At 69.0% G+C, this 25,951-nt stretch carries 22 protein-coding genes; 12 read left to right on the top strand and 10 right to left on the bottom strand.

Annotated features, from left to right (window positions below; all coding sequences use genetic code 11):
* Positions 1-19: 19 nt before the first annotated feature.
* Entirely contained in the window at positions 20-1,471 is a 1,452-nt protein-coding gene (locus ABZ893_RS21780) for a CCA tRNA nucleotidyltransferase (RefSeq protein ID WP_361406206.1), read from the bottom strand.
* A gap of 193 nt (positions 1,472-1,664) precedes the next feature.
* Here ABZ893_RS21780 and ABZ893_RS21775 point away from each other — a divergent pair, with 193 nt between their 5' ends.
* The 7 genes from ABZ893_RS21775 to trxA all read left to right on the top strand — a co-directional run bounded on the left by ABZ893_RS21775 (position 1,665) and on the right by trxA (position 11,411).
* Positions 1,665-4,001 (top strand): DUF6049 family protein, encoded by a 2,337-nt coding sequence (locus tag ABZ893_RS21775; RefSeq protein ID WP_361406204.1) that lies wholly within the window; start codon positions 1,665-1,667, stop codon positions 3,999-4,001.
* A gap of 45 nt (positions 4,002-4,046) precedes the next feature.
* Positions 4,047-6,305, top strand: a complete 2,259-nt coding sequence (gene murJ / locus ABZ893_RS21770; RefSeq protein ID WP_361406201.1) for a murein biosynthesis integral membrane protein MurJ — start codon at positions 4,047-4,049, stop codon at positions 6,303-6,305.
* 119 nt (positions 6,306-6,424) lie between these two features.
* On the top strand, positions 6,425-8,143 hold the full coding sequence (locus tag ABZ893_RS21765; RefSeq protein ID WP_361406198.1) for a protein kinase family protein: 1,719 nt from the start codon (positions 6,425-6,427) through the stop codon (positions 8,141-8,143).
* A gap of 28 nt (positions 8,144-8,171) precedes the next feature.
* Positions 8,172-8,897 carry an RNA polymerase sigma factor SigM gene (gene sigM, locus ABZ893_RS21760; RefSeq protein ID WP_361406195.1) on the top strand — a complete coding sequence of 242 codons (726 nt, stop codon included), beginning with the start codon at positions 8,172-8,174 and terminating at the stop codon, positions 8,895-8,897.
* The gene (locus tag ABZ893_RS21755; protein ID WP_361406192.1) at positions 8,894-9,928 is read left to right on the top strand and encodes a hypothetical protein; all 1,035 of its coding nucleotides are present in this window, start codon (positions 8,894-8,896) and stop codon (positions 9,926-9,928) included. Before sigM ends, ABZ893_RS21755 begins: the two co-directional genes overlap by 4 nt.
* A gap of 141 nt (positions 9,929-10,069) precedes the next feature.
* Positions 10,070-11,032: a thioredoxin-disulfide reductase gene (gene trxB / locus ABZ893_RS21750; RefSeq protein WP_361406189.1), complete on the top strand. Its 963-nt coding sequence runs from the start codon at positions 10,070-10,072 to the stop codon at positions 11,030-11,032.
* Positions 11,033-11,078: 46 nt separating this feature from the next.
* Positions 11,079-11,411: a thioredoxin gene (gene trxA / locus ABZ893_RS21745; RefSeq protein ID WP_361406186.1), complete on the top strand. Its 333-nt coding sequence runs from the start codon at positions 11,079-11,081 to the stop codon at positions 11,409-11,411.
* Positions 11,412-11,514: 103 nt separating this feature from the next.
* Here trxA and ABZ893_RS21740 read toward each other — a convergent pair whose 3' ends face one another.
* The 9 genes from ABZ893_RS21740 to rpmH all read right to left on the bottom strand — a co-directional run bounded on the left by ABZ893_RS21740 (position 11,515) and on the right by rpmH (position 18,493).
* Positions 11,515-12,132, bottom strand: a complete 618-nt coding sequence (locus tag ABZ893_RS21740) for a GNAT family N-acetyltransferase (protein WP_361406183.1) — start codon at positions 12,130-12,132, stop codon at positions 11,515-11,517.
* A gap of 306 nt (positions 12,133-12,438) precedes the next feature.
* Positions 12,439-13,539, bottom strand: coding sequence for a ParB/RepB/Spo0J family partition protein (locus tag ABZ893_RS21735; protein ID WP_361406180.1), 1,101 nt, complete (start codon positions 13,537-13,539; stop codon positions 12,439-12,441).
* Positions 13,536-14,612 carry a ParA family protein gene (locus tag ABZ893_RS21730; RefSeq protein ID WP_361406177.1) on the bottom strand — a complete coding sequence of 359 codons (1,077 nt, stop codon included), beginning with the start codon at positions 14,610-14,612 and terminating at the stop codon, positions 13,536-13,538. Before ABZ893_RS21730 ends, ABZ893_RS21735 begins: the two co-directional genes overlap by 4 nt.
* Positions 14,613-14,965: 353 nt before the next feature.
* The gene (rsmG, locus tag ABZ893_RS21725) at positions 14,966-15,682 is read right to left on the bottom strand and encodes a 16S rRNA (guanine(527)-N(7))-methyltransferase RsmG (RefSeq protein ID WP_361406174.1); all 717 of its coding nucleotides are present in this window, start codon (positions 15,680-15,682) and stop codon (positions 14,966-14,968) included.
* Positions 15,683-15,788: 106 nt separating this feature from the next.
* Positions 15,789-16,301, bottom strand: coding sequence for a R3H domain-containing nucleic acid-binding protein (locus ABZ893_RS21720; RefSeq protein ID WP_361406171.1), 513 nt, complete (start codon positions 16,299-16,301; stop codon positions 15,789-15,791).
* Positions 16,302-16,316: 15 nt separating this feature from the next.
* A complete protein-coding gene (yidC, locus tag ABZ893_RS21715) occupies positions 16,317-17,606 on the bottom strand; it encodes a membrane protein insertase YidC (RefSeq protein WP_361406169.1) in 1,290 nt (429 codons plus the stop codon).
* Between the two features lie 3 nt (positions 17,607-17,609).
* Positions 17,610-17,969, bottom strand: a complete 360-nt coding sequence (gene yidD / locus ABZ893_RS21710) for a membrane protein insertion efficiency factor YidD (protein WP_100597227.1) — start codon at positions 17,967-17,969, stop codon at positions 17,610-17,612.
* The gene (rnpA, locus tag ABZ893_RS21705; RefSeq protein WP_361406166.1) at positions 17,966-18,337 is read right to left on the bottom strand and encodes a ribonuclease P protein component; all 372 of its coding nucleotides are present in this window, start codon (positions 18,335-18,337) and stop codon (positions 17,966-17,968) included. The genes yidD and rnpA overlap by 4 nt, the downstream gene beginning before the upstream one ends.
* Before the next feature lie 18 nt (positions 18,338-18,355).
* Positions 18,356-18,493, bottom strand: coding sequence for a 50S ribosomal protein L34 (rpmH, locus tag ABZ893_RS21700; protein WP_015659252.1), 138 nt, complete (start codon positions 18,491-18,493; stop codon positions 18,356-18,358).
* 376 nt (positions 18,494-18,869) lie between these two features.
* Between rpmH and dnaA the strand changes: the two genes are divergently transcribed.
* The 5 genes from dnaA to ABZ893_RS21675 all read left to right on the top strand — a co-directional run bounded on the left by dnaA (position 18,870) and on the right by ABZ893_RS21675 (position 25,846).
* Entirely contained in the window at positions 18,870-20,894 is a 2,025-nt protein-coding gene (gene dnaA / locus ABZ893_RS21695; RefSeq protein WP_361406163.1) for a chromosomal replication initiator protein DnaA, read from the top strand.
* 1,031 nt (positions 20,895-21,925) lie between these two features.
* Positions 21,926-23,056 (top strand): DNA polymerase III subunit beta, encoded by a 1,131-nt coding sequence (dnaN, locus tag ABZ893_RS21690; RefSeq protein WP_361406160.1) that lies wholly within the window; start codon positions 21,926-21,928, stop codon positions 23,054-23,056.
* Positions 23,057-23,214: 158 nt separating this feature from the next.
* Positions 23,215-24,093 (top strand): phosphogluconate dehydrogenase (NAD(+)-dependent, decarboxylating), encoded by an 879-nt coding sequence (gene gnd, locus ABZ893_RS21685; protein WP_361406158.1) that lies wholly within the window; start codon positions 23,215-23,217, stop codon positions 24,091-24,093.
* Positions 24,094-24,170: 77 nt separating this feature from the next.
* On the top strand, positions 24,171-25,295 hold the full coding sequence (gene recF, locus ABZ893_RS21680) for a DNA replication/repair protein RecF (RefSeq protein ID WP_361406155.1): 1,125 nt from the start codon (positions 24,171-24,173) through the stop codon (positions 25,293-25,295).
* A complete protein-coding gene (locus tag ABZ893_RS21675; RefSeq protein WP_361406152.1) occupies positions 25,292-25,846 on the top strand; it encodes a DciA family protein in 555 nt (184 codons plus the stop codon). The genes recF and ABZ893_RS21675 overlap by 4 nt, the downstream gene beginning before the upstream one ends.
* Positions 25,847-25,951 lie beyond the last annotated feature (105 nt).

Here is a 25,951-nt window from a genome sequence, read left to right as displayed (position 1 = left end):
AAACAAGGACTTCGGTCACTTACTCGGCGACCTGCTGCTCCGCCCACCACTCCTTGAGCGCCGCGACAGCCGCGTCATGCTCCATCGGCCCATTCTCGAGCCGCATCTCCAGCAGGAACTTGTACGCCTGCCCGATCGCCGGCCCAGGCTTGATCCCGAGGATCTCCTGGATCTGATTGCCGTCGAGGTCGGGACGGATCGAGTCCAGCTCCTCCTGCTCCTTGAGCCGCGCGATGCGCTCCTCAAGTCCGTCGTACGCCCGCCCCAGCGCATTCGCCTTCCGCTTGTTACGCGTCGTGCAGTCGGAGCGCGTCAGCTTGTGCAGGCGATCCAGCAGGGGACCCGCGTCACGTACATAACGACGGACCGCGGAGTCGGTCCACTCACCGGTGCCGTACCCGTGGAAGCGCAGGTGCAGCTCGACCAGACGCGAGACGTCCTTCACGAGGTCGTTCGAGTACTTGAGCGCCGTCATGCGCTTCTTCGTCATCTTGGCGCCCACCACCTCGTGGTGGTGGAAGGAGACCCGGCCGTCGTCCTCGAAACGACGCGTCCGCGGCTTGCCGATGTCGTGGAGGAGAGCCGCAAGACGCAGCACGAGGTCCGGGCCGTTCTCCTCCAGCGCCATCGCCTGCTCGAGAACGATCAGCGTGTGGTCGTAGACGTCCTTGTGCCGGTGGTGCTCGTCCCGCTCCAGGCGCAGGGCCGGCAGCTCGGGCAGCACGTGCTCGGCGAGGCCGCTGTCGACGAGGAGCTTGAGGCCCTCGCGGGGGTGCGAGGAGAGGATCAGCTTGTTCAGCTCGTCCCGCACCCGCTCCGCGGAGACGATGTCGATGCGGTCCGCCATGCCCTTCATCGCCGCGACGACCTCGGGGGCCACCTCGAAGTCCAGCTGCGCGGCGAAACGGGCGGCACGCATCATCCGCAGAGGATCGTCGGAGAATGACTCCTCGGGCGTTCCCGGAGTCCGCAGGATCCGCTCGGCAAGGTCGTCGAGGCCGCCGTGCGGGTCGATGAACTCCTTCTCCGGCAGAGCCACGGCCATCGCGTTCACCGTGAAGTCGCGACGCACGAGGTCTTCCTCGATCGAGTCGCCGTACGAGACCTCGGGCTTCCGCGAGGTCCTGTCGTACGCCTCGGAGCGATACGTGGTGACCTCGACCTGGTAGCCGTCCTTCTGGCAGCCGACGGTGCCGAAGGCGATCCCGACCTCCCACACCGCGTCCGCCCACGGCCTGACGATCTTGAGTACGTCCTCAGGGCGCGCGTCCGTCGTGAAGTCCAGATCGTTGCCGAGCCTGCCGAGGAGCGCATCCCTGACCGAGCCGCCGACCAGGGCGAGAGAGAACCCCGCCTCCTGGAATCGACGGGCGAGGTCGTCGGCGACAGGGGCCACCCGCAGCAGCTCGCTCACCGCGCGGCGCTGCACCTGGCTGAGGGCATGGGAATTGTCATCGTTGGCGTTCGGCACAACAGAAAAGGGTACGTGGCCCCGGCCCCGGGTTCCGCACCGTTTCCCCCGGTGGGCGCGAGGGGTGCCCGATGACCCCTACCCTGTCTTCCGATCATGTGGAGCAGTCCGCGGCACTTCGCCACAGCGCACCTCGTTACCATGCGTGGACACATCCGACGACCACTGACGACGACGAGGGACGGACGAGCGCGTGGCCGAGGCGGCAGACTTCCCAGGGATGACTCCCTCACCTGCCCATCGAAAGCTGCGGCGCGCAGGAGCACTGCTCGCCGGAGCGCCTCTCCTCGCCGGTCTGGCCCTCTTCGGCGGAGCCCCCGCCGATGCCGCCCCGCAGGCGCCCGCAGCCGACGCCACGGGCACGAACACCGTCGATGTCTCCGTGAACTCGCTCACTCCGAGCGCACCGGGTGACGACGACACGGTCACCGTCACCGGAACACTCACCAACGACGGCAAGCAGGCCGTCGACAACGCCCACGTGGCGCTCCGCCTCGGCTCGGCCCTCGGCGGGCGGGCGTCGATCGAGAACGCCTCCCGGCACGCGTCGGGGGGAGTGCCGGACGGCCGGGAGATCGGCGGCAAGTACGCCAAGAAGGTCTCCACGCTGGCCCCCGGATCGACGCAGGACTTCAGCCTTTCCGTCCCCGTGAAGCAGCTGCACCTCGGCGACGACGGCGTCTACCAGCTGGGGGTCGCCCTCACGGGCCAGACCGCGATCCAGCCGTACCAGCAGACGCTCGGTATCCAGCGGACCTTCCTCCCCTGGCACCCCGACGCTGCCGACACGAAGACGAAGACGACGTTCCTGTGGCCGCTGATCTCGCAGACCCACCTCACGGCGGAGACGGGATCCGACGAGCAGCAGACCCGTGTCTTCCATGACGACGACCTCGCCAAGGAGATCGCCCCGGGCGGCCGCCTCCAGCAGATGCTGTCCCTGGGCACCGACCTCGACGTGACCTGGGTCATCGACCCCGACCTGCTGGCCTCGGTCGACGCCATGACGCGGCCGTACCGGATCAAGGAAGCCGACGGCACCGAGGTCGCCGGCAAGAACCAGGCCGTCGCCAAGCAGTGGCTGAACGACCTGAAGAACGCCGTGGCCGACCAGAAGGTCGTCGCGCTCCCCTTCGCCGACCCGGATCTCGCCTCGCTGGCCCACAACGGCACGCGGGTGACCGGCTCCCTCAGCCACCTCAAGGACGCCACCGACGCGGCCTCCAGCACGGTCGAGACGGTTCTCCACATCAAGCCGGACACGAGCTACGCCTGGCCCGCCGACGGCGCGATCGACCCCAGCATCGTCAACGTCGCGACGTCCGCCGGCGCCGACAAGGTGATCGCCCGCAGCGACAGCCTCCGGGAGAGGGGCGGCCTGCCCTACACGCCGTCCGCCGCCCGCCCCATCGGCAGCGGCACGACGGCCGTGGTGGCCGACGCTCAGCTGTCGGAGGCCTTCGAAGGCGACATGACGAAGGCCGAGAACTCGACGCTCGCCGTCCAGGAGTTCCTCGCCCAGAGCCTGATGATCAACCTTCAGGAGCCGGACAACGAGCGCAGCATCGTCGTCGCTCCGCAGCGGATGCCCTCCGCCAGCCAGGCCCAGTCCATGGCGGAGGCGATCAAGACCGAGCAGAGCAGCACCTGGTCGCAGTCGCAGGACCTGGCCGCGGCCACGAAGGCGAAGCCGGACCCCGCCGCGACGACCCGCATCCCCTCCTCCCGGTTCTACCCGTCGTACCTGCGCAAGCAGGAGCTGCCCCAGTCGGCCTTCGAGGCGATCCAGGACACCCAGAACAAGCTCACCAACTTCCAGGTGATCCTCTCCGACCCGTCCCGCGTGGTGACGCCGTTCGGACGGGCCATGGACCGGCAGATGTCCGCGTCGTGGCGTGACCGTGCGACCGAGGCGAAGGCGTTCCGCGAAAGCGTCGCCGACTACCTCACCTCGCTCACCAAGCAGGTCAAGCTCATCGACAAGTCCGAGGCGAAGCTCTCCGGACGCAGCGCGACCATCCCCGTGACGGTCCAGAACAACCTGGTGCAGGGCGTCGATCACCTCGTCCTGCGCCTCACCTCGACGAACGGCACCCGCCTCAAGATCCGTAACGGTCCGTACGACGAGCAGCCGATCAAGGTCGCCGGCGGCCACAGCCAGTCGGTGAAGTTCACGACCACGTCCAACGCCAACGGCAGGGTGCCGGTCTTCGCCCAGCTGTACACGGAGGACGGCCAGCCCTACGGCCCCGAGGTCCGGTTCGACGTGAACGTCACCGAGATCACCCCGACCGTGATGCTCGTCATGGCGGGCGGCGTCCTGCTCCTCGTCCTCGCCGGGTTCCGCATGTACACGCAGCGCAAGCGCGCCGCCGCGCGACGCGCCGAGGAAGGCCCGGACGACGGTCCGAACGGGGAATCGGGCCCGGAGCCCGGGGAAGACGACCCCGAGCAGCCGAGTGACCCGACGCCGGACACCGCTCCGGAAAGCGTGGACCCGTCCGGCACGGGTGAGAGAGTGGACCGTTGAGCGACGACGTGGCCGTGGGCCCGGGGACTATGAGGTGGGGTAACCATGAACGCGCCGTACGACGGTGACCGGGGCCAGGGCCCGAGCGGCTCTGCCTCGGCCGAGGGCCCGGCCCCCGGTCCCCACGACGCGGCCGGCCAGGTCCCGCCGCCCCACCCCGCCCCGGACGCGTATCCGCAGGACGCGTACCTCCAGGACGCCTTCGACCAGGATCCGTACCGGGACCAGGACCTCTCCGCGCAGGATCCGGTGACGGAGGCGCTCTACGACCGCGCCGCGCACCCCCCGCCGCCTCCCGGCACCTACGAGACGCCCCAGCCGCTCTACTCCCAGCCGCCCGCGGCCCAGTACCCCCCGGACCCGCGTGTGTGGGCCCAGACGCCCGCGCCCGAGCCGGAGGGGCCGTCCCAGCACCTTCCCTACGGGGACGACGCCAGGACCACGCAGTTCGTGGGCGTCGACGATCTGATGACGCAGGCGGGCGAGGAGCAGCACGAGCCCGACGCCTTCGCGCACCTCTTCCGCGACCAGCAGAGCAACGGCATGGCCCGTCCGCCTGCCGACGCCACGGGCATCCCGGCACCGGCGGCCGCCGGACCGGCACAGGCCCCCATGCAGGGCAACGCGCCTGCTCCGGTGGCCGCCCCTGCCCCTGCCCCTGCCCCGAAGAAGGGGGGCCGGGCGTCGAGCCTCATGAAGTCGAGCGCCGTCATGGCCGCGGGCACCCTGGTCTCCCGGCTCACCGGCTTCGTCCGCACCGTGGTGATCACCGCGGCCCTCGGTGCCTTCACGCTCGGTGACGCCTGGACTGTGGCGTACACGCTGCCGACGATGATCTACATCCTGACCGTCGGCGGCGGCCTCAACTCCGTCTTCGTGCCGCAGCTCGTGCGGTCCATGAAGGAGGACGAGGACGGCGGCGAGGCCTACGCCAACCGTCTGCTGACCCTCGTCATCGTCGCGCTCGGCATCATCGTCGCCATCGCTGTCTTCGCCGCGCCTCTGCTGATCCAGCTGATGTCGACGAAGATCGCCGGCAACCCGGCGGCCAACAACGTCGCCGTCACCTTCGCCCGCTACTGCCTGCCCACGATCTTCTTCATGGGCGTGCACGTGGTCATGGGCCAGGTCCTCAACGCCCGCGGCAAGTTCGGCGCGATGATGTGGACCCCGGTCCTGAACAACATCGTCATGATCTGCACGTTCGGCATGTTCATCTACGTCTACGGCACGGCCGCGGACTCGCATGTGCACGTCGAGACGATCCCGGCGGACGGCGTCCGGCTTCTCGGCATCGGCACCCTGCTCGGTCTGACGGTGCAGGCGCTGGCGATGATCCCGTACCTGCGCGAGACCGGCTTCCGGTTCCGCCTGCGGTTCGACTGGAAGGGCCACGGCCTCGGCAAGGCGGTCAAGCTCGCCAAGTGGACCGTGCTGTTCGTCCTCGCCAACCAGGCCGGCGTCCTCGTCGTCACCCAGCTCGCCACCGCCGCCGGCAAGGCGTCCGGCGTCCAGGGCGCGGGCATCATGGGCTACATGAACGCCCAGCTGATCTGGGGTATGCCGCAGGCCATCATCACCGTCTCCGTCATGGCGGCGATGCTGCCGCGCATCTCGCGCGCGGCCCACGACGGCGACCCCGGAGCAGTCCGCGACGACATCTCGCAGGGCCTGCGCACCTCCGCCGTCGCGATCGTCCCGGTCGCCTTCATGTTCGTCGCCCTCGGCATCCCGATGTGCACCCTGCTGTTCGGCTCCAGTGGCTCTGCGGGCGCCCGGTCCATGGGCTACATCCTGATGGCCTTCGGCCTCGGCCTGATCCCGTACTCCGTGCAGTACGTCGTGCTCCGCGGCTTCTACGCGTACGAGGACACCCGGACGCCCTTCTACAACACCGTCATCGTCGCCGCCGTCAACGCCGCGGCCTCGGTGATCGCCTACCTCGTGCTGCCCGCCAAGTGGGCCGTCGTCGGTATGGCCGCCGCATACGGTCTCGCCTACGCGATCGGCGTCGGCGTCGCCTGGCAGCGGCTGCGCAAGCGCCTCGGCGGCGACCTCGACGGCGCCCAGGTCATCCGTACGTACGCCCGCCTCTGCATGGCATCGATCCCGGCGGCCCTGGCCGGCGGTGTGGTCGGTTTCCTGGTCATGAGGACGCTGGGCAACGGCGCCGGCGGTTCCATCGCCGCCCTGGTCGTGGGCGGAGCCGTACTGTTCGGCGTCTTCTACGTCGCCGCACGGCGTATGCGGATCGAAGAGCTCAATTCGATGGTCGGAATGGTGCGCGGGCGTCTCGGCCGCTGACCGCACGGCACATCGCACAACCATCGCGGGTTGCCGCGTGTCGTGCTCAGCGCCGGACTGTGGGCACAATTGGCTTTGGCGTCGCAGAGCGCGCAACGAGTGGGGAGGCAGGAACGACGGTGGCGGAACGGAGTAGGGCTGCCGTCGACGTGGCAGACGACAGTGGTGACGAGCCACTGACCGCGAAGGCGGAGCAGACCACGGCCGACGGTGCGACCCAGACTCGGGAGCAGGACACGGCAGCGGCGGACGAGGACGCGGAGAAGACCGACGGGCCGAAGAGCCCTGCCTCCTCCACTCCCCCCGAGCTGCACAGCGGTCACAAGCTCGCCAGACGCTATCGCCTCGAGGAGTGCGTCACCCGGCTCGACGGCTTCAGCAGCTGGCGCGCGGTGGACGAGAAGCTCCGCCGTGCCGTCGGGGTGCACCTGCTCCCCGCCGACCACCCACGAGGCCGGTCCGTCCTCGCCGCGGCCCGTTCGTCGGCACTGCTCGGCGACCCCCGCTTCGTCCAGGTCCTGGACGCGGTCGAGGAGAACGACCTCGTGTACGTCGTGCACGAATGGCTGCCCGACGCGACGGAACTGACGGCGCTGCTCGCCGCCGGCCCCCTCGAGGTGCACGAGGCGTACCAGCTCGTGCACCAGGTATCGCAGGCGATGGCCGCCGCTCACCGTGAGGGGCTCGCCCATCTGCGGCTCACCCCGAGCGCGGTCCTGCGCACCTCGACGGGCCAGTGGCGCATCCGCGGGCTCGCCGTCAACGCCGCCCTGCGCGGCATCACGTCGGACACACCCCAGCGCACTGACACCGAGGCGATCGGTGCCCTCCTGTACGCCGCGCTCACCCAGCGCTGGCCCTACGAGGACGACGCGTACGGCCTGTCGGGGCTGCCCAAGGACATCGGCCTGATCGCGCCCGACCAGGTGCGCGCCGGCGTCCACCGCGGCCTGTCCGAGCTGGCCATGCGTGCCCTCGTCAACGACGGGGCGACGGCGTCGCGGCAGGAACCCCCGTGCACCACGACCGAGGACCTCGTGAAGGCCGTCGGCGAGATGCCCCGCATCCGCCCGCCGGAGCCCACGTTCACCCCGCCGCCGGAGTACCAGCGGACGACCTACCAGCAGGGCACGTACGGCCGTCCGGCCGCGCGCCCCGGCGTTCCCCAGCCCATGCCTCCGGTGCCTCCGCCGCCGCTGCAGAGCCGGACCGGCAAGGCCCTTAAGTGGGCCGTGTCGGCGCTGCTCATCGTGGCGCTCGGCCTCGGCAGCTGGCAGCTGGCGGACGCCCTGATGGACCACGGCAATTCGGGGGACTCCAGCACGTCAGGCGACGCGGGCGGCGACGAGAAGGGCAGGCCCAAGCCCACGAAGCCGCTCACCATCGAGGACGCCAGGGAGTACGTCGCCGAGGGCAGCCCTCAGGCCCCGGGGGACGTGGCGAAGACCTACGACGGCGACAGCAGCACGTCGTGGCGCACCAAGACCTACAAGGGCGGCCCGAATCTGGCGCCCTACAAGTCCGGCGTCGGCATCGTCTACGACCTGGGCTCGGCCAAGGACGTCTCGGCTGCGACGATCGGGCTCCAGTACGGCGGCGACCACACCTCGGTCTCCCTGTACGCGGCCGACTCCCTGTCGCCCTCCACGTCGGTCGACTCCATGAAGAGCATCGGCAGCGGCACCACGTCGGGCACCACCCTGAAGATCAACGCCGGCAAGCCGGTGAACACGCGGTACGTACTCGTGTGGCTGACCGCTCTGCCGAAGTCCGGATCCGACGGCTACTACGGCGCGGGTTACAAGCAGGCTCTCACCGACGTGAAGTTCAGCGGCTGAGAGCTCACCTGGGGGAGGGGGTTCGAAAGTGGACGACGCCGCATACGGCGAAGTAAGCGATCAGGACCTCCTCGCCCGCCATGTCGCGGGCGACAAGAACGCCTTCGGCGAACTCGTCCGCCGCCACCGTGACCGGCTGTGGGCCGTCGCACTGCGCACCCTGGGCGACCGTGAGGAAGCCGCCGACGCCGTCCAGGACGCCCTGGTCTCGGCCTACCGGGCGGCGCACACCTTCCGCGGGCAGTCCGCCGTCACCACCTGGCTGCACCGCATCACCGTGAACGCCTGCCTCGACCGGGCGCGCAAGGCCGCCTCCCGGAAGACCGCTCCGGTCGAGGACACGGAGCGCCTGGAGCAGCTCCTCGAACCCCAGGAGTCGGCGGCCGCGCCAGCCGAACGCAACGACCTCCACCGTCAGCTCATCGAGGCGCTGAGCACCCTTCCCGCCGACCAGCGCGCCGCGCTCGTCCTCGTCGACATGCAGGGCTACCCGGTGGCCGAGGCCGCCCGCATCCTCGGCGTGCCCACCGGCACGGTCAAGAGCCGCTGCGCACGCGGCAGAGCCAGACTCCTGCCGTTGGTCACACATCTGCGGGCCGACGACGACGCCGGTTCACGTACTGAGAACCTGCCGCCGAAAGCGCCCGGAAGGAACCGGACGCAGGGGACATCCGTCCCACCGGCAGCGGGACCCCGGGACAAGACGGGACCCAGTGATTCAGCAGCCGTGAAGGGCGGAGGTGAGCGAGCGTGACATCCACGACCGACACGGCCGAGCACCACGAGCACCCCGAGGTCTCCGAGATCTCCGACCTCGCCGAGGACCTGCTCTCCCCCTCCCGCGCTGCGGATGTCCGGCAACATCTGAACGGCTGCACGCTGTGCGCCGATGTCCTCGCCTCCCTGGAGGAGATCCGCGGCCTGCTCGGCGCGTTCCCTGACCCGCCCCCAATGCCGGTGGACATCGCGGACCGCATCGACGCGGCACTCGCTGCGGAGGAGGCACTTCTCGACGATCCAGAGACGCCCACCCGCGCCGCAGACACCGATGGCACCGAGGACTCCGGGAACACCGGGAACACCGGGAACACCGGTGAAGCGGAAGCCGCCGAAGACCCCGCCGCCGTCATCCCCGAGCCTCGGCCCATGTCGCCTGTTTCACGTGAAACATCGCCTGCCGACTCGCCGGCCCCCTCCGCGGACCGCCCTTCCGGACGCCCCCGTGCCGCGACGGGTCCGGGGCGGAGCGGCCGGTCTCGTACCCGGCGTCGTCGTGGCACCGCGCTCGGAGCGGTCTTCACCGCGGCCGCGATCGGTCTGGGCGTGCTCCTCTTCCAGAACGGCGGCACCACACCCACCGGCGCTCCCGAGAGCGGCCGGACCCACCAGGCGAGCTCGGCGCTCTCCTTCTCCGAGAACACGCTCCGGGACCAGGTTCAGACCCTCCTGACGCAGAAGCCCTCGGCCCCTTCCTCCGACACTGCAACGTCCAACCCGTCCGTGGACATCCAGCAGTCGGCGCCCGACGCCCCCCTGACGAACTCCCCGATGCGCGGGAAGGCCGTGGTGGTGCCGGCCTGCATACAGCGCGGCACGGGCCGTGCGACCCCGGCCCTCGCCGTGGAGCGGGGCGACTACAAGGGCACCACCGCTTATCTCGTCGTGCTGCCCCACGCGTCGGATCCCTCACAGGTCTCGGCCTACGTCATCGACGCAGCCTGTGTGAAACAGGCCTCCTCGCAGCCCGGCAAACTGTTGCTGGCCCACTCCTACACCCGGCGCTGACAGCCGCGGGCGCATACTTCGCGTGTGCTCCCGGACACTCCGGGAATGCGCGCCCCGTAGGATCCGTTGGGTGGGGTGAGAGTCCGGAGAGGGACTCCCCCGGCAGAACGCAGCAGTCCCGCAGAGACGAGGAATCAAGCCGTGAGCGACGTCCGTAACGTGATCATCATCGGCTCCGGGCCCGCCGGCTACACGGCGGCGCTCTACACCGCGCGCGCGTCGCTGAAGCCGCTCGTGTTCGAGGGTGCCGTCACCGCTGGTGGCGCCCTGATGAACACGACCGATGTGGAGAACTTCCCCGGCTTCCAGGACGGCATCATGGGCCCCGAGCTCATGGACAACATGCGCGCCCAGGCCGAGCGCTTCGGTGCCGAGCTGATTCCGGACGATGTCATCTCCGTCGACCTGACGGGCGAGATCAAGACCGTCACCGACACCTCGGGCAACGTGCACCGCGCCAAGGCCGTCATCGTCACGACCGGCTCCCAGCACCGCAAGCTCGGCCTGCCGAACGAGGACGCTCTCTCCGGCCGTGGCGTCTCCTGGTGCGCGACCTGCGACGGCTTCTTCTTCAAGGACCAGGACATCGCCGTGATCGGCGGCGGTGACACCGCGATGGAGGAGGCCACCTTCCTCAGCCGGTTCGCCAAGTCCGTGACGATCGTCCACCGCCGCGACAGCCTGCGTGCCTCCAAGGCCATGCAGGAGCGCGCGTTCGCCGACCCGAAGATCAAGTTCGTCTGGGACAGCGAGGTCGCCGAGGTCCACGGAGACCAGAAGCTCTCGCACCTGACCCTGCGCAACATCAAGACGGGTGAGACCTCCGAGCTCCCCGCCACCGGCCTGTTCATCGCGATCGGCCACGACCCGCGCACGGAGCTCTTCAAGGGCCAGCTCGAGCTCGACGACGAGGGTTACCTGAAGGTCGAGGCTCCCTCGACCCGGACGAACCTGACCGGCGTGTTCGGTGCCGGTGACGTCGTCGACCACACCTACCGTCAGGCGATCACCGCGGCCGGCACCGGCTGCTCCGCCGCCCTCGACGCCGAGCGGTTCCTCGCCGCTCTCGCCGACAGCGAGGCCGCTGCGGCCGCCGCCGTCTGAACCCACCCCGCCCCACCGCATCACCGAAGCTACTAAGGAGCCCGCCGTGGCCGGCAACCTCAAGAACGTGACCGACGCTTCCTTCGACGAGGACGTCCTCAAGAGCGACAAGCCCGTACTGGTGGACTTCTGGGCCGCCTGGTGCGGACCGTGCCGCCAGATCGCCCCGTCCCTCGACGCGATCGCCGCCGAGCACGGCGACAAGATCGAGATCGTCAAGCTCAACATCGACGAGAACCCGGCCACCGCCGCGAAGTACGGCGTCATGTCGATCCCGACGCTGAACGTCTACCAGGGTGGCGAGGTCGCCAAGACCATCGTCGGTGCCAAGCCGAAGGCCGCCATCCTGCGTGACCTCGAGGACTTCATCGCCGACTGATCAACCACGCGGCTTCACGGCGCCGCGGCGATGTTTCACGTGAAACACGAACGGGCCAACCCTGATGGGTTGGCCCGTTTGCGTGACCGCAGTCGAAAGAGACTCAGAGAGGACGCAACGCCGGCTCCTTCTGAACCGCTCCGAGAAGCCGGTCCAGGGCGAGCTCGACGTCCTCCTTCCAGGAGAGCGTCGTCCGCAGCTCAAGGCGCAGGCGCGGATGGGAGGGGTGCGGCCGCACGGTCTTGAAGCCCACGGCCAGCAGATGATCGGCCGGCAGAATGCAGGCCGGCTCCTTCCACCGGGCATCGCCGAACGCCTCGATCGCCTTGAACCCTCTGCGCAGCAGATCCTTGGCCACCGTCTGCACCATCACCCGGCCCAGCCCCTGCCCCTGATAGCCGGGGGCGATCCACGCCGTCATGAGCTGCACCGCGTCCGGGGACACCGGACTGGTGGGGAAAGCTGTCGAGCGGGGAACGTAGGCCGGTGGGGCGTAGAGGACGAAGCCGACCGGGACATCGTCCACATACACGACGCGCCCGCAGGAGCCCCACTCCAGGAGGACAGCCGAGATCCAGGCTTCCTTCTCCAGACCTGGAGTGCCCGCCTTTATCGCGGCTTGGCCGCTGACCGGATCCAGCTCCCAGAAGACACACGACCGGCAGCGCTTGGGAAGGTCCGGAAGGTTGTCCAGTGTGAGCGGTACGAGCCGACGCCCCATGAAGGCAGTTCCTCACTTCCTTCGCCCGCCGCATCCCGGGCGGCCGTCAGAGCGCTCCGTTCCCTGAGCAGGCTGCCGATGAATCCGCCGACCGCGCCCAGCCCGAGACCCGCGGTCATCAGCCCGGCACGACTCACCGATTGCACGACCAGCCTCCCGAATGAGGTGACGTTGAGGGATGCGCTCCACCCCACCGCATCGTATCCACGAAGCGATTCCATCGATACCGACAGAAAGCAAAGAGCAGGCCGCGTTCCGGTGCACTCCGGACACGGCCTGCTCTGCTGAGAGTTACCCCGAAAGGGACTATCCCTCGTCCTCCTGGCCCTCGTCCTGCGGGGCTCCGTTCTGGAGGACAGGGCCCTCGCCCGGAGCCAGCTGACCGAGGATGCGGTGCAGGTCATCCATGGAGGCGAACTCGACGACGATCTTGCCCTTCTTCTGCCCGAGGTCGACCTTCACCCGCGTGTCGAACCGGTCGGACAGCCGTGTGGCGAGTTCGCTGAGCGCCGGCGAAAGACGCCCTCCGGCCCGCGGTCCCTTCGAGCGCGCCGCACTCGCCGGGTGTGAGCCCATCAGGGTCACGATCTCCTCGACGGCCCGCACCGAGAGGCCCTCGGCGACGATCCGGTGAGCGAGGCGGTCCTGCTCCTCCGAGTCCTCCACGGCGAGCAGGGCGCGCGCGTGCCCGGCCGACAGAACGCCCGCCGCCACCCGACGCTGCACGGCCGGCGAGAGCTTCAGGAGGCGCAGGGTGTTGGACACCTGCGGCCGCGAACGGCCGATCCGGTCGGCCAACTGGTCGTGCGTGCACTTGAAGTCCACCAGAAGCTGCTCGTATGCGGCGGCCTCTTCAAGAGGGTTCAGCTGAGCGCGGTGCAGGTTCTCCAGGAGCGCGTCGAGGAGGAGTTTCTCGTCGTCCGTCGCCCGGACGATCGCGGGGATCTGCTCAAGCCCGGCTTCGCGGCAGGCACGCCAGCGACGCTCGCCCATGATGAGTTCGTAGCGCTGCGGGCTCAGCTGCCGCACGACGACGGGCTGGAGCAGCCCGACTTCCTTGATCGACGTCACGAGCTCGGCGAGCGCGTCCTGGTCGAACACCTCGCGCGGCTGACGCGGGTTGGGCGTGATGGCGTCGATCGGAAGCTCGGCGAAGTACGCTCCCGCCACCGACTCGGGAGCGGCGGCGGATCCTCCGACCAACTCTGTTTCACGTGAAACCGGCGGCTGCGGAAGCGAGGCGACCTTCGCCGCCGCCACTCCGCGCTCCGCCGTCAGGACCGGCACGGCGGACGGCGAGCCGGAGGCCCCGCCCGCCACCGTCGCGGGTGCCGCCTTCTCGGGGGTGGGTGCTGCCGGGATCAGTGCGCCGAGACCACGGCCCAGACCCCTCCGTCGCTCACTCACTGCATACCCTCCACCGTGCTGTGCTGGTCAAGTTGAGTGCCCGCATGGGCGTGCTGGGCGTCGTAGCGGATGCCGACCCCACGAAGGGCCATCTCGCGCGCCGCCTCGAGGTAGGAGAGCGCACCGCTCGATCCCGGGTCGTACGTGAGCACGGTCTGCCCGTAGCTCGGCGCCTCGGAGATGCGGACGGAACGCGGGATGCTCGTCCGCAGAACCTCTTCACCGAAGTGGCTTCGGACCTCGTCGGCGACCTGGGACGCCAGCCGGGTGCGGCCGTCGTACATGGTGAGCAGGATCGTCGACACGTGCAGTTCGGGGTTCAGGTGGCCGCGGACCAGGTCCACGTTCCGCAGGAGCTGCCCCAGGCCCTCGAGTGCGTAGTACTCGCACTGGATCGGGATCAGGACTTCGGCTCCGGCCACCATGGCATTGACCGTCAGCAGACCGAGCGACGGCGGGCAGTCGATGAGGACGTAGTCCAGCGGCTGCTCGTAGGCCTGGATCGCGCGCTTCAGCCGGCTCTCGCGCGCCACGAGCGACACCAGCTCGATCTCCGCGCCGGCCAGGTCGATGGTCGCAGGGGCACAGAAGAGACCCTCCACGTCGACCACGGGCTGTACGACTTCGGAGAGCGGCCTGCTGTCGACCAACACGTCGTAGATCGAAGGCACTTCGGCGTGGTGGTCGATCCCCAGAGCGGTGGAGGCATTGCCCTGCGGGTCAAGGTCGATCACCAGGACGCGGGCACCGTGCAGCGCCAGCGAGGCCGCAAGGTTGACCGTCGTAGTGGTCTTACCGACCCCGCCCTTCTGGTTGGCAACGACCATGACTCGGGTCTGCTCGGGTCGCGGCAGGCCTTCGCCTGCACGCCCCAGGGCTTCCACCGCCAGTTGGGCCGCACGGCCGATGGGGGTGTCGTCCATCGGGGGCGGTGTTTCACGTGAAACATCCTCCCCCGCCGATTCGGTACGGGGACCGGGGACCGGATCGGTCATCGGTCCCGCGATGTTGGCGTCGGACCGCAAGGATTCACTCTCCTCGACTTCAGGCTCGCAATGAACAGAGCCTCCCATGACATCGGGGTCGTGAACCAGCGAGGTCCTGTCTTCTGTGGAGGAAGCAGCCTTTGTGGAGAACTTCGTGCCCGATTCGAGGGATCCAGGAGACCTACGGTCGCGAGGTGCGGCCGCTGCCCGGCCGCGATTGATGATGCCCTGCAGCAGTGAGCGACGTTTCACGTGAAACACGATGCACCGAGGCCCGTTCGGCACCCGTGCGACACCCCGACATACATACGTTAGGGGCATTCAGGCGAGACAAGCGTCACGCCAAAAAAGCGATGGCCGCCCGAGCCTCAGGGACTCGGGCGGCCATCGTCGTGCAGAAGCACTGTCACTTAGAACACAGTCAGCGCCGGTAAAACCGGTCAGCGTCGACGCCGGACCCGTCCCGCGCGAGCCGCCTTGGCTCGCTTCGCCGCGAAGCGCACACCGCCGGGACTCTCACCGACCTCGACCCGCACCACAGTCGAGAGCGGATCCACGACGCCCTCACCGACATGCAGCACCGAGGTCGCCACCGCGCCGAGCTTGCTCAGGGCAGCCCCCGCGCTCTTGACCTCCTCCTCGGCGGTGTCGCCCTTGAGGGCCAGCATCTCGCCGTACGGCCGCAGCAGCGGAACGCCCCAGGCCGCCAGGCGGTCCAGCGGGGCGACAGCGCGCGCCGTCACCACATGGACGGGCGTCAGCTTGCCGAGGACCTCCTCGGCACGACCGCGCACCACGGTCACATGGTCGAGCCCGAGCAGCTCGACGACCTCGGTGAGGAAGTTCGTGCGCCTTAGCAGCGGCTCCAGGAGCGTGATCTTCAGGTCGGGCCGGACCAGGGCGAGCGGGATACCGGGCAACCCGGCACCGGACCCCACGTCGCACACGGTGACGCCCTCCGGCACGACCTCGGACAGCACGGCGCAGTTCAGGATGTGCCGCTCCCACAGCCGGGGCACTTCCCGGGGACCGATGAGACCACGCTTCACCCCCGCGTCGGCCAGCAGCTCCGCGTACCGGACCGCGTCCGTGAATCGCTCGCCGAATACCGCTCGGGCCTGTTCAGGAGCCGGGGGAAGCTCTGCTGCCTCCGTCACGTGGACCGTCCTTCCGTACCGCGCTACCCCATCGGGTGGCTGACTATCAGGCTGACAAAGATCGGCCCCGCCTGCGAACAGACGGGGCCGTAGAGCGACGAGCCGCTCAGGCGGGGAGCACGACGACGAAGCGCTGCGGCTCCTCGCCCTCGGACTCACTGCGCAGGCCGGCGGCCTTGACCGCGTCGTGGACGACCTTGCGCTCGAAGGGCGTCATCGGGTCGAGCTTGACCGGCTCACCGAGGCTCTTCACCTCGGACGCGGCCTTGGCACCCAGCTCGGAGAGCTCCGCACGCTTCTTCGCGCGGTACCCGGCGATGTCCAGCATCAGGCGGCTGCGGTCCCCGGTCTCCCGGTGGACCGCCAGGCGCGTCAGCTCCTGAAGGGCCTCGAGGACCTCACCGTCGCGCCCGACCAGCTTCTGCAGATCGCGGCTGCCCGCATCGCTGACGATCGAGACGGCGGCGCGGTCGGCCTCGACGTCCATGTCGATGTCGCCGTCGAGGTCGACGATGTCGAGCAGACCCTCGAGGTAGTCCGCCGCGATCTCGCCCTCCTGCTCGAGACGAGTCAGGGTGTCGCTGCCCTCAGGAGCGGCGGAGGTGGTGCCTTCCGTCACGGGATGGACTCCTTCTTACTTCTTGGACGGGGACTTGGGCCGCTGCTGGCCCTTGCGCTGTCCGGACTTGGCTTTGCTGCGGGCAGGGGTACCGGACGCGGGCTTGCCACCCTCCGGCTTGGCCTCGGGCTTGGCGTCCTCCGCCTCGTCCTTCTTCTCGAGGGACGTGGGCTCCGACGCCTCGGACTCGGCCTTGGCCGCGCTGTGGGCGGCGCCGGAGTGGCGCTGCGCCTTGGACTGACGCTTGGGCTGCTGCCGCTTCGGCGCGCCGCCGCCCGTCGTGGTCCCGTCCTCGTCCTCGGTCAGGGTGCCGGCGGTGCTCTTCACGACCGTGCCGTCGGCCTGCGCGGCGAGGTTCACCTTGGTCAGACCGTTGATGAACTTGCGCTCGAACTCGTTGCGCTCGCGGCCCTTGGAGACGATCGCCTTCACGACGGCGCGCTCGCGGCGGCTGCGGGTCTTCTCGGCGTGCGTGACGTGCTTGAGCAGGCGCTCCAGGAACGCGGCCTGGGCCTTGCTGCCCGGGGTCGGGTTCTGGCGGATGACGTACATCTGCTGGCCCATGGTCCACACGTTGGTGGTCAGCCAGTAGACGAGGACACCGACGGGGAAGTTGATACCGAAGACGGCGAACATGACCGGGAAGACGTACATCAGCATCTTCTGCTGCTGCATGAACGGCGTCTTCACCGTCATGTCGACGTTCTTCGTCATCAGCTGGCGCTGCGTGTAGAACTGCGACGCCGACATCATCACGATCATGATCGCGGTGACGACACGGACGTCGGTGAGCGTGGCGCCGAGGGACTCGACCTTGGCGGAGCTGTCCGTGAACTTCGCCGCGAGCGGGGCGCCGAAGATGTGCGCCTTACGCGCGCTTGCCAGCAGGGCGTTGTTGATGACGCCGATCGTGGTGCCCGTGGCGATGCCGTTGAGCACGTGGTACAGGGCGAAGAAGAACGGCGACTGCGCCAGGATGGGAAGGCACGAGGAGAGCGGGTTGGTACCCGTCTCCTTGTACAGCTTCATCATCTCTTCGGACTGGCGCTGCTTGTCGTTCTTGTAGCGCTCCTGGATCTTCTTCATCTCGGGCTGCAGCGTCTGCATGGCCCGAGTGGCCTTGATCTGCTTCACGAAGAGCGGGATCAGGCAGATACGGATCAGGATCACCAGCGACACGATGGACAGGCCCCAGGCCCAGCCCGTGTCCGGGCCGAAGATCGCCCCGTACAACGAGTGGAACTGGACGATGACCCACGAAACTGGTGTCGTGATAAAGCTGAAGAGACTGGCAATCGTGTCCACTAATCAAGCTCCTTGAGCATGGGACGGGGTCTCGGCGGCGGGGCTCGAGGGGCTGGTGTGGCCACACTCTGAAGGCGCGCCGGCGGCGGAAGGCCCGCCCTTGCGTTCGCGCCACGCGTTACGCAGCATTTCGTGCCACCGCGGACGCTTGCGCGGCGGAACGTGATCGACACCGCCCAGCGACCACGGATTGCACCGGAGGATGCGCCAGGCGGTGAGAGCTGTTCCCTTGATCGCACCGTGGCGGTCGATCGCTGTGAAGCCGTAGTGGGAACACGACGGGTAGTACTTGCACACAGGCCCCAGCAGAGGGCTGATGGTCCACTGGTAGAGCTTGATCAAAGCCAGCAGCGGATATTTCATCGCGCGCCACCTCCCAGCAGCCGCTCAAACGCGGCGTCCAGGTCTCGGGCCAGCTGTGCATGGTCGGCGTCACCCGCGCCGGGCAACGCACGTACGACTACCAGGCTACCGGGGGACAACAGAGCTAGTCGGTCGCGCATGAGGTGGCGAAGCCTGCGCTTCACCGCGTTACGTACGACAGATCCACCGACTGCCTTGCTCACGACGAAACCCGCACGCGTCGGGGGAACGCTCTCCCCAGGCGCGTGCGGGTCCGTTGCACCGCTACGTAGATGGACGACGAGGAGCGGGCGGCCGGCCCGGCGTCCTCGGCGTACCGCGGTCGCGAAGTCCTCGCGCCGCCTCAGCCGATTCTCGGTAGGCAGCACGTCATGACCTGTACGCGATCAGGCGGACAGGCTGGCGCGACCCTTGGCGCGGCGGTTCGCGAGAATCGCGCGGCCGGCACGGGTGCGCATCCGCAGGCGGAAGCCGTGGGTCTTCGCGCGACGACGGTTGTTCGGCTGGAAGGTGCGCTTGCTCACTCGGGGGCTCCAGAAATGATCGTGTGGTGGCGGGACATCGCCTGGCTGTCACCGTGCGCCCACGAGAAGCTCGCGTATACGCACCGAGTGCACCGCTTCACAATCACAGATCGTGATCTTTGCCCATCGGAGGCAGGCGGCAGCAGCCATCGACAACTCGACCTGGTCACGGTACGCGCGGCTGCGCCATCCGGTCAAACCGGCATCGGGTGAGGGACACTGTGCACAGGCTGTGGACAACAACTTGAACCGCACCCGTTGCCCTGACTACCGTGGCTGAACCCCGTTTCGTTCCCTTCTCACCGCCCCCACCCAGATTTTCTTCCGACCCGTCCCAGAACCACACCTTCGTGGGACCAGCGAGAGAGCGTGCCCTGTGGCTGACGTACCTGCCGATCTTGCCGCAGTGTGGCCACGAGTTCTGGAGCAGCTCCTCGGCGAAGGCCGCGGGCAGGGCGTCGAGACGAAGGACGAGCACTGGATCCGGCGCTGCCAGCCTCTCGCGCTGGTCGCCGACACCGCACTCCTCGCCGTTCCGAACGAGTTCGCGAAGGGCGTACTCGAGGGACGCCTCGCGCCTGTCGTGGCCGACACGCTGAGCCGCGAGTGCGGCCGCCCGATCCGTATCGCGATCACGGTCGACGACTCGGTCGGCGAGCAGCCCGCCCCGCCGGCCCCGCCCGTCCAGCAGCACCGCTACGACGAGCCCGAGCTGCCGTCGGCCCAGGCCCAGGCCCAGGCACAGCCCCAGAGCCACGAGCCCTACGAGCCGTACGGGCGCCGCGCCGCGGACGACCACGGGCAGGGCCCCCGCGGCGATCAGCCCCAGGGCGGCCGCGCCGACCAGCTCCCCACCGCTCGTCCCGCCTACCCGGACTATCAGCGTCCGGAGCCGGGCGCCTGGCCGCGCTCGCAGGACGAGTACAGCTGGCAGCAGCCCCGACTCGGCTTCCCCGAGCGCGACCCGTACGCGACCCCGCCCCAGCAGCCGCAGCACGACTACCGGCAGCAGGAGCGCTCCCCCTACGACCAGCAGGACCGGTCGCCCTACGACCAGCAGCCGGACCGCGGCGCCGGATACGACCAGCCGTCGGACCGCTCCGGTTACGACCAGTCGGACCGTTCCGGCGGCTACGACCAGCAGGTCGAGCGTTCCGGTTATGAGCCGCCGTCCGAGCGGGCGTCGTACGAGCAGCAGATGCCCGAGCGTCAGGGGCGGCACGGCCGGCACGAGCGCCGTGATCTCAACGAGGGACCGATGGGCGGCCGCCCAGGGCAGGACTCCGGTCGCGGTGGCCGCGGCGTCCCCAGTGGCGCCCCCTCACCGCTGGCCGCGCAGCCCGCGCCCGCGGCCGGTCCCGGCGAGCCGACCGCGCGGCTGAACCCGAAGTATCTCTTCGACACCTTCGTCATCGGTGCGTCGAACCGGTTCGCGCACGCGGCCGCGGTCGCCGTCGCCGAGGCGCCCGCGAAGGCGTACAACCCCCTGTTCATCTATGGGGAGTCGGGGCTCGGCAAGACGCACCTGCTGCACGCGATCGGCCACTACGCGCGGAGTCTGTACCCCGGCACGCGCGTGCGGTACGTGAGCTCGGAGGAGTTCACGAACGAGTTCATCAACTCGATCCGTGACGGCAAGGGCGACAGCTTCCGCAAGCGGTACCGCGAGATGGACATCCTTCTTGTCGACGACATCCAGTTCCTCGCGGACAAGGAGTCGACGCAGGAGGAGTTCTTCCACACCTTCAACACGCTCCACAACGCGAACAAGCAGATCGTGCTGTCCAGCGACCGGCCGCCCAAGCAGCTGGTGACCCTGGAGGACCGGCTGCGGAACCGCTTCGAGTGGGGACTGATCACGGACGTCCAGCCGCCCGAGCTGGAGACGCGTATCGCGATCCTCCGTAAGAAGGCGGTGCAGGAGCAGCTGAACGCTCCGCCGGAGGTCCTGGAGTTCATCGCGTCCCGCATCTCGCGCAACATCCGCGAGCTGGAGGGCGCGCTGATCCGGGTCACGGCGTTCGCGTCGCTGAACCGGCAGCCGGTGGACCTCGGTCTGACGGAGATCGTCCTCAAGGACCTGATCCCCGGCGGCGAGGACTCGGCCCCCGAGATCACGGCGACGGCGATCATGGCGGCCACCGCCGACTACTTCGGCCTGACGGTGGACGACCTGTGCGGATCGTCTCGCAGCCGCGTCCTGGTGACGGCACGCCAGATCGCCATGTACCTGTGCCGTGAGCTCACCGACCTGTCCCTGCCGAAGATCGGGGCCCAGTTCGGCGGCCGCGACCACACGACCGTCATGCACGCGGACCGCAAGATCCGCGCGCTGATGGCCGAGCGGCGCTCGATCTACAACCAGGTCACCGAACTCACGAACCGCATCAAGAACGGCTGACGAGCCGGCCTCGGACTGCCGTCGGACCGCTTCAGGCTGCCGTCAGATCGTCGTCAGACCGCTTAAGGCTGCCGCCGGCTGCTGTCAGAACGAACCTGCGCGCCGCCGCCGGCCCCCGCTGAACACCACGAAGGGCGCCCCTGGACGAACTCCTGGGGCGCCCTTTCGTCGTTCTCAGGCGCTCTCCGGCGTTCCGGCGCCGTTCCGGCGACGTTCTCCGTGGTCAGAGCAGGTCCCCGGTGTTCGATTCCCGCCCCTGGTTACGGCCGTTCTCCACAGATGTGGCCACTTTCTTGCGTCCACACCCTGGGGACTGCCAAGTTGTCCAGACTGTATCCACAGGGGTCTTCGCTGAATGACCATCAGACCAGGTCAGGTGGCTGTGGACTCGTGGAAAAAAGATCTCCACAGGCTGTGGACAAAGTTTTCCTCCACAGGGCTGTGTGTGAGTTGTCCACCGTGAACCCACAGGTCAGAGGCCCTTGTGCACAGTGATCGGTGGCTTCTCCACACAGCTGTCCACTGTTCGGCAACGAACGGGGCGCGATCACCGGGCCGAGTGAAAGGCGTCACATCAAGGGGTGTGGTTGGGCTGTGGGGAACGGGGGTAAAGCTGGGGACGGCTCTGGGGAGAAGTGGCCCCCGCCTGTGCATCGGGTGTGCAGAACTTTTCCCCGTCCACAGAGAACCCCGGTTGTCCACTGCTCGTGCCCACAGGCCCGGTGGACAAAAAACCGGCGCTGACCTGCGAAAAGGCAGTTATCCACGGTTTCCACAGCCCCTACTACTACTCCCAACTAGAGAGAGCTGGGAATCCGCATCGAAGAGGGGGCTGTGCACAACTCGGTGCCCGGAGCCCGAGTGCGCCTCGGCACGACTTGACCCTGAGCGGCAACGAGTGTCAGCGCCGTACGTCAGACTGGTCCCCGGTGTCCTTCCCCTGTGGCGGCTGAGCGACACCGAGTCAGACGACGAAGACCGAAGATCAACGCAGGGCGAGAGCAGCCAGCGACAGCAGGAGGCGGCTAACGGTGAAAATCCGGGTGGAACGCGACGTACTCGCGGAGGCAGTGGCCTGGGCGGCGCGCAGCCTCCCGGCCCGACCGCCTGCGCCGGTCCTCGCGGGCCTTCTCCTGAAGGCCGAGGAAGGCGCACTCAGCCTCTCGAGCTTCGACTACGAGGTCTCCGCGCGGGTCTCGGTGGACGCGGAGGTCGACGAAGAGGGCACCGTCCTCGTCTCCGGCCGGCTGCTGGCAGACATCTGCCGCGCCCTGCCGAACCGACCGGTGGAGATCTCCACAGACGGTGTACGGGCGACTGTGGTCTGCGGCACCTCGCGATTCACACTCCACACCCTCCCTGTGGAGGAGTACCCGGCGCTGCCGCAGATGCCGACCGCCACGGGCACCGTCCCGGGTGAGGTCTTCGCCTCCGCCGCAGCCCAGGTGGCCATCGCGGCCGGCCGTGACGACACCCTGCCGGTGCTCACGGGTGTGCGGATCGAGATCGAGGGCGACACGGTCACGCTGGCCTCCACCGACCGCTACCGCTTCGCGGTCCGCGAGTTCCTGTGGAAGCCGGAGGACCCCGAGGCGTCCGCGGTCGCCCTGGTGCCCGCCAAGACGCTCCTGGACACCGCCAAGGCGCTCACCAGCGGTGACACGGTCACCCTGGCGCTCTCGGGCTCCGGTGCCGGTGAGGGCCTCATCGGCTTCGAGGGCGCCGGCCGTCGTACGACGACGCGTCTGCTCGAGGGCGACCTGCCGAAGTACCGCACGCTGTTCCCGACGGAGTTCAACTCCGTGGCCGTCATCGAGACCGCCCCCTTCGTGGAGGCCGTCAAGCGTGTGGCCCTCGTCGCCGAGCGGAACACTCCGGTGCGGCTCAGCTTCGAGCAGGGTGTGCTCATCCTGGAGGCCGGTTCCAGCGACGACGCACAGGCTGTGGAGAGGGTCGACGCCCAGCTCGACGGCGACGACATCTCGATCGCCTTCAACCCGACGTTCCTGCTGGACGGCCTGAGCGCCATCGACTCCCCGGTCGCCCAGCTCTCGTTCACGACGTCCACGAAGCCGGCCCTCCTCAGCGGCAGGCCCGCCGTGGACGCCGAGGCGGACGACGCGTACAAGTACCTGATCATGCCGGTGCGGCTGTCGGGCTGACGCTCCACAGGGCACGGCCGCCGGGCGTTCCGCCTGCGCGGCTGTGCCCACAGGTAGGCGTGAGAGTCCGGGTTTAGGCTCGGAGACGGGTGCGGAAGTGCCACACACAGCACCTCACGCACCATCTCAAGCCCGGTCGCAACTTAAGGAACCACCTGATGGAGCTCGGTCTCGTCGGTCTCGGCAAGATGGGCGGCAACATGCGCGAGCGCATCCGCCGCGCAGGCCACACCGTCATCGGATACGACCGCAACCCGGACCTCGCGGACGTCCACAGCCTCGAAGAGCTTGTGGGCAAGCTCAAGGGCCCGCGCGTCGTGTGGGTGATGGTCCCCGCCGGCGGCCCGACCCAGGCCACCATCGACGAGCTCTCCGAGCTCCTTCAGCCGGGCGACGTCGTCGTGGACGGCGGCAACTCCCGCTGGACCGACGACGAGAAGCACGCCGCCGAGCTGGCCGCCAAGGGCATCGGCTTCGTCGACTGCGGCGTCTCGGGCGGCGTCTGGGGCCTGGAGAACGGCTACGCGCTGATGTACGGCGGCGACAAGGACAACGTCGCCAAGGTCCAGCCGATCTTCGACGCCCTCAAGCCGGAGGGCGACTTCGGTTCCGTGCACGCCGGCAAGGTCGGTGCGGGCCACTTCGCGAAGATGGTCCACAACGGCATCGAGTACGCCATGATGCAGGCCTACGCCGAGGGCTGGGAGCTCCTGGAGAAGGTCGACTCCGTCACCGACGTGCGCGAGGTCTTCCGCTCCTGGCAGGAAGGCACCGTCATCCGCTCCTGGCTGCTCGACCTCGCGGTCAACGCCCTGGACGACGACGAGCACCTCGACAAGCTGCGCGGCTACGCGGCCGACTCGGGCGAGGGCCGCTGGACGGTCGAGGCGGCCATCGACAACGCGGTCCCGCTCCCCGCGATCACCGCGTCCCTCTTCGCCCGCTTCGCCTCCCGCCAGGAGGACTCACCGCAGATGAAGATGATCGCGGCCCTGCGCAACCAGTTCGGCGGCCACGCCGTCGAGAAGAAGCCGTAGACAAACCCGCAGTACAGAGCAGTACACAGCAGTAATCCACACCCGCTCCACACCTTGGGGGAGGTCGGCGAACGACCATGCACGTCACGCATCTGTCGCTGGCCGACTTCCGCTCGTACGCCCGGGTCGAGGTCCCTCTCGATCCGGGCGTCACCGCCTTCGTGGGACCGAACGGGCAGGGCAAGACCAATCTCGTCGAGGCCGTCGGCTATCTCGCCACCCTCGGCAGCCACCGGGTCTCCTCGGACGCGCCGCTGGTGCGCATGGGCGCCGAGCGCGCCGTCATCCGGGCCGCCGTCCGGCAGGGCGACCGCCAGCAGCTCATCGAGCTCGAACTCAACCCCGGCAAGGCGAACCGCGCCCGGATCAACCGGTCCTCGCAGGTCAGACCCCGTGACGTCCTCGGCATCGTCCGGACCGTGCTGTTCGCGCCCGAGGACCTCGCCCTCGTCAAGGGCGACCCCGGCGAGCGCCGCCGCTTCCTCGACGAGCTGATCACCGCACGCTCCCCGCGCATGGCCGGGGTCCGCTCCGACTACGACCGCGTGCTCAAGCAGCGCAACACTCTTCTGAAGTCCGCCGCCCTCGCGCGCCGGCACGGCGGCCGGACCATGGACCTGTCCACCCTCGACGTATGGGACCAGCACCTCGCGCGCGTGGGCGCCGAACTGCTCGCGCAGCGGTCCGACCTGATCGCCACGCTCCAGCCGCTCGCCGACAAGGCGTACGAGCAGCTGGCCCCCGGCGGCGGACCGCTCGCCCTCGAATACAAGCCCTCCTCGCCCGAAATCGACGGCCACGCGCGCGAAGAGCTCTACGAGCAGCTGATGACCGCGCTCGAAGCCGCCCGCAAGCAGGAGATCGAGCGGGGCGTGACCCTCGTCGGACCGCACCGCGACGACCTCGTCCTCAAGCTCGGCCAGCTCCCGGCGAAGGGGTACGCGAGCCACGGCGAATCCTGGTCCTACGCGCTGGCACTGCGCCTCGCCTCCTACGACCTGCTGCGGGCCGAGGGGAACGAGCCGGTGCTCGTCCTCGACGACGTCTTCGCGGAGCTCGACGCGCGCCGCCGCGAGCGCCTTGCCGAGCTGGTCGCCCCCGGCGAGCAGGTCCTGGTGACGGCGGCGGTGGACGACGACGTTCCGGGCATCCTGACGGGCACGCGGTACGCGGTGTCCGAGGGCACGGTGGAGCGGCTGTGAGCGAGAACCCGCCCGCGGGGGACGCCGCGGGGGACGCCCCGAAGAAGGCCCCCGAGCCCTCCGGCGTCGACCTCGCGCGCGTGGCCCTGCGTGCCGCGAAGGAACAGGCACGCGCGCGTGGCGCGGCCGCCCAGCAGAAGAAACAGGCCAGGCGCGGTGGACTCAGGTCCGGAGCGCGCGCCGACGGCCGCGACCCCCTCGCCCTCGGAGCGGCCATCAACCGGCTGATCACCGAGCGCGGCTGGGAGGCCCCGGCCGCCGTCGGCGGTGTCATGGGCCGCTGGCCGGAGATCGTCGGCGACGACCTCGCCAAGCACTGCGTCCCCCAGAAGTACGACGAGGACGAGCGCGTCCTGACCGTCCAGTGCGACTCCACGGCCTGGGCGACGCAGCTGCGCCTCCTCGCTCCGCAGCTGGTGGCGCGGCTCAACGAGGACCTCGGGCACGGCACCGTACGGCTCCTGAAGGTCCTCGGTCCGGGCGGTCCCGCACGCCGTTACGGGCCCCTGCGCGCCCCCGGAAGCAAGGGTCCCGGCGACACCTACGGGTGAGACGGCGGGCACGACGGCCCGGGGTTGACACCCGGTTGACGCCCGGAAGCGCTGAGTGCCGCTGTGAGCCTCTTGGAGCCCGGGCCCGCATATGGGGAGTCGGCA

The organism is Streptomyces sp. NPDC046821 (genome assembly GCF_040645335.1).
Taxonomy (GTDB): domain Bacteria; phylum Actinomycetota; class Actinomycetes; order Streptomycetales; family Streptomycetaceae; genus Streptomyces.
This window is presented reverse-complemented; position numbering and strand designations above follow the sequence as displayed.

Coding starts and splice junctions, on each gene's coding strand:
- gnd (WP_361406158.1), top strand. CDS start 23,215: ATGGAGCTCGGTCTCGTCGGTCTCGGCAAGATGGGCGGCAACATGCGC.
- yidD (WP_100597227.1), bottom strand. CDS start 17,969: ATGAAATATCCGCTGCTGGCTTTGATCAAGCTCTACCAGTGGACCATC.
- ABZ893_RS21730 (WP_361406177.1), bottom strand. CDS start 14,612: ATGGGAGGCTCTGTTCATTGCGAGCCTGAAGTCGAGGAGAGTGAATCC.
- ABZ893_RS21740 (WP_361406183.1), bottom strand. CDS start 12,132: ATGGGGCGTCGGCTCGTACCGCTCACACTGGACAACCTTCCGGACCTT.
- murJ (WP_361406201.1), top strand. CDS start 4,047: ATGAACGCGCCGTACGACGGTGACCGGGGCCAGGGCCCGAGCGGCTCT.
- recF (WP_361406155.1), top strand. CDS start 24,171: ATGCACGTCACGCATCTGTCGCTGGCCGACTTCCGCTCGTACGCCCGG.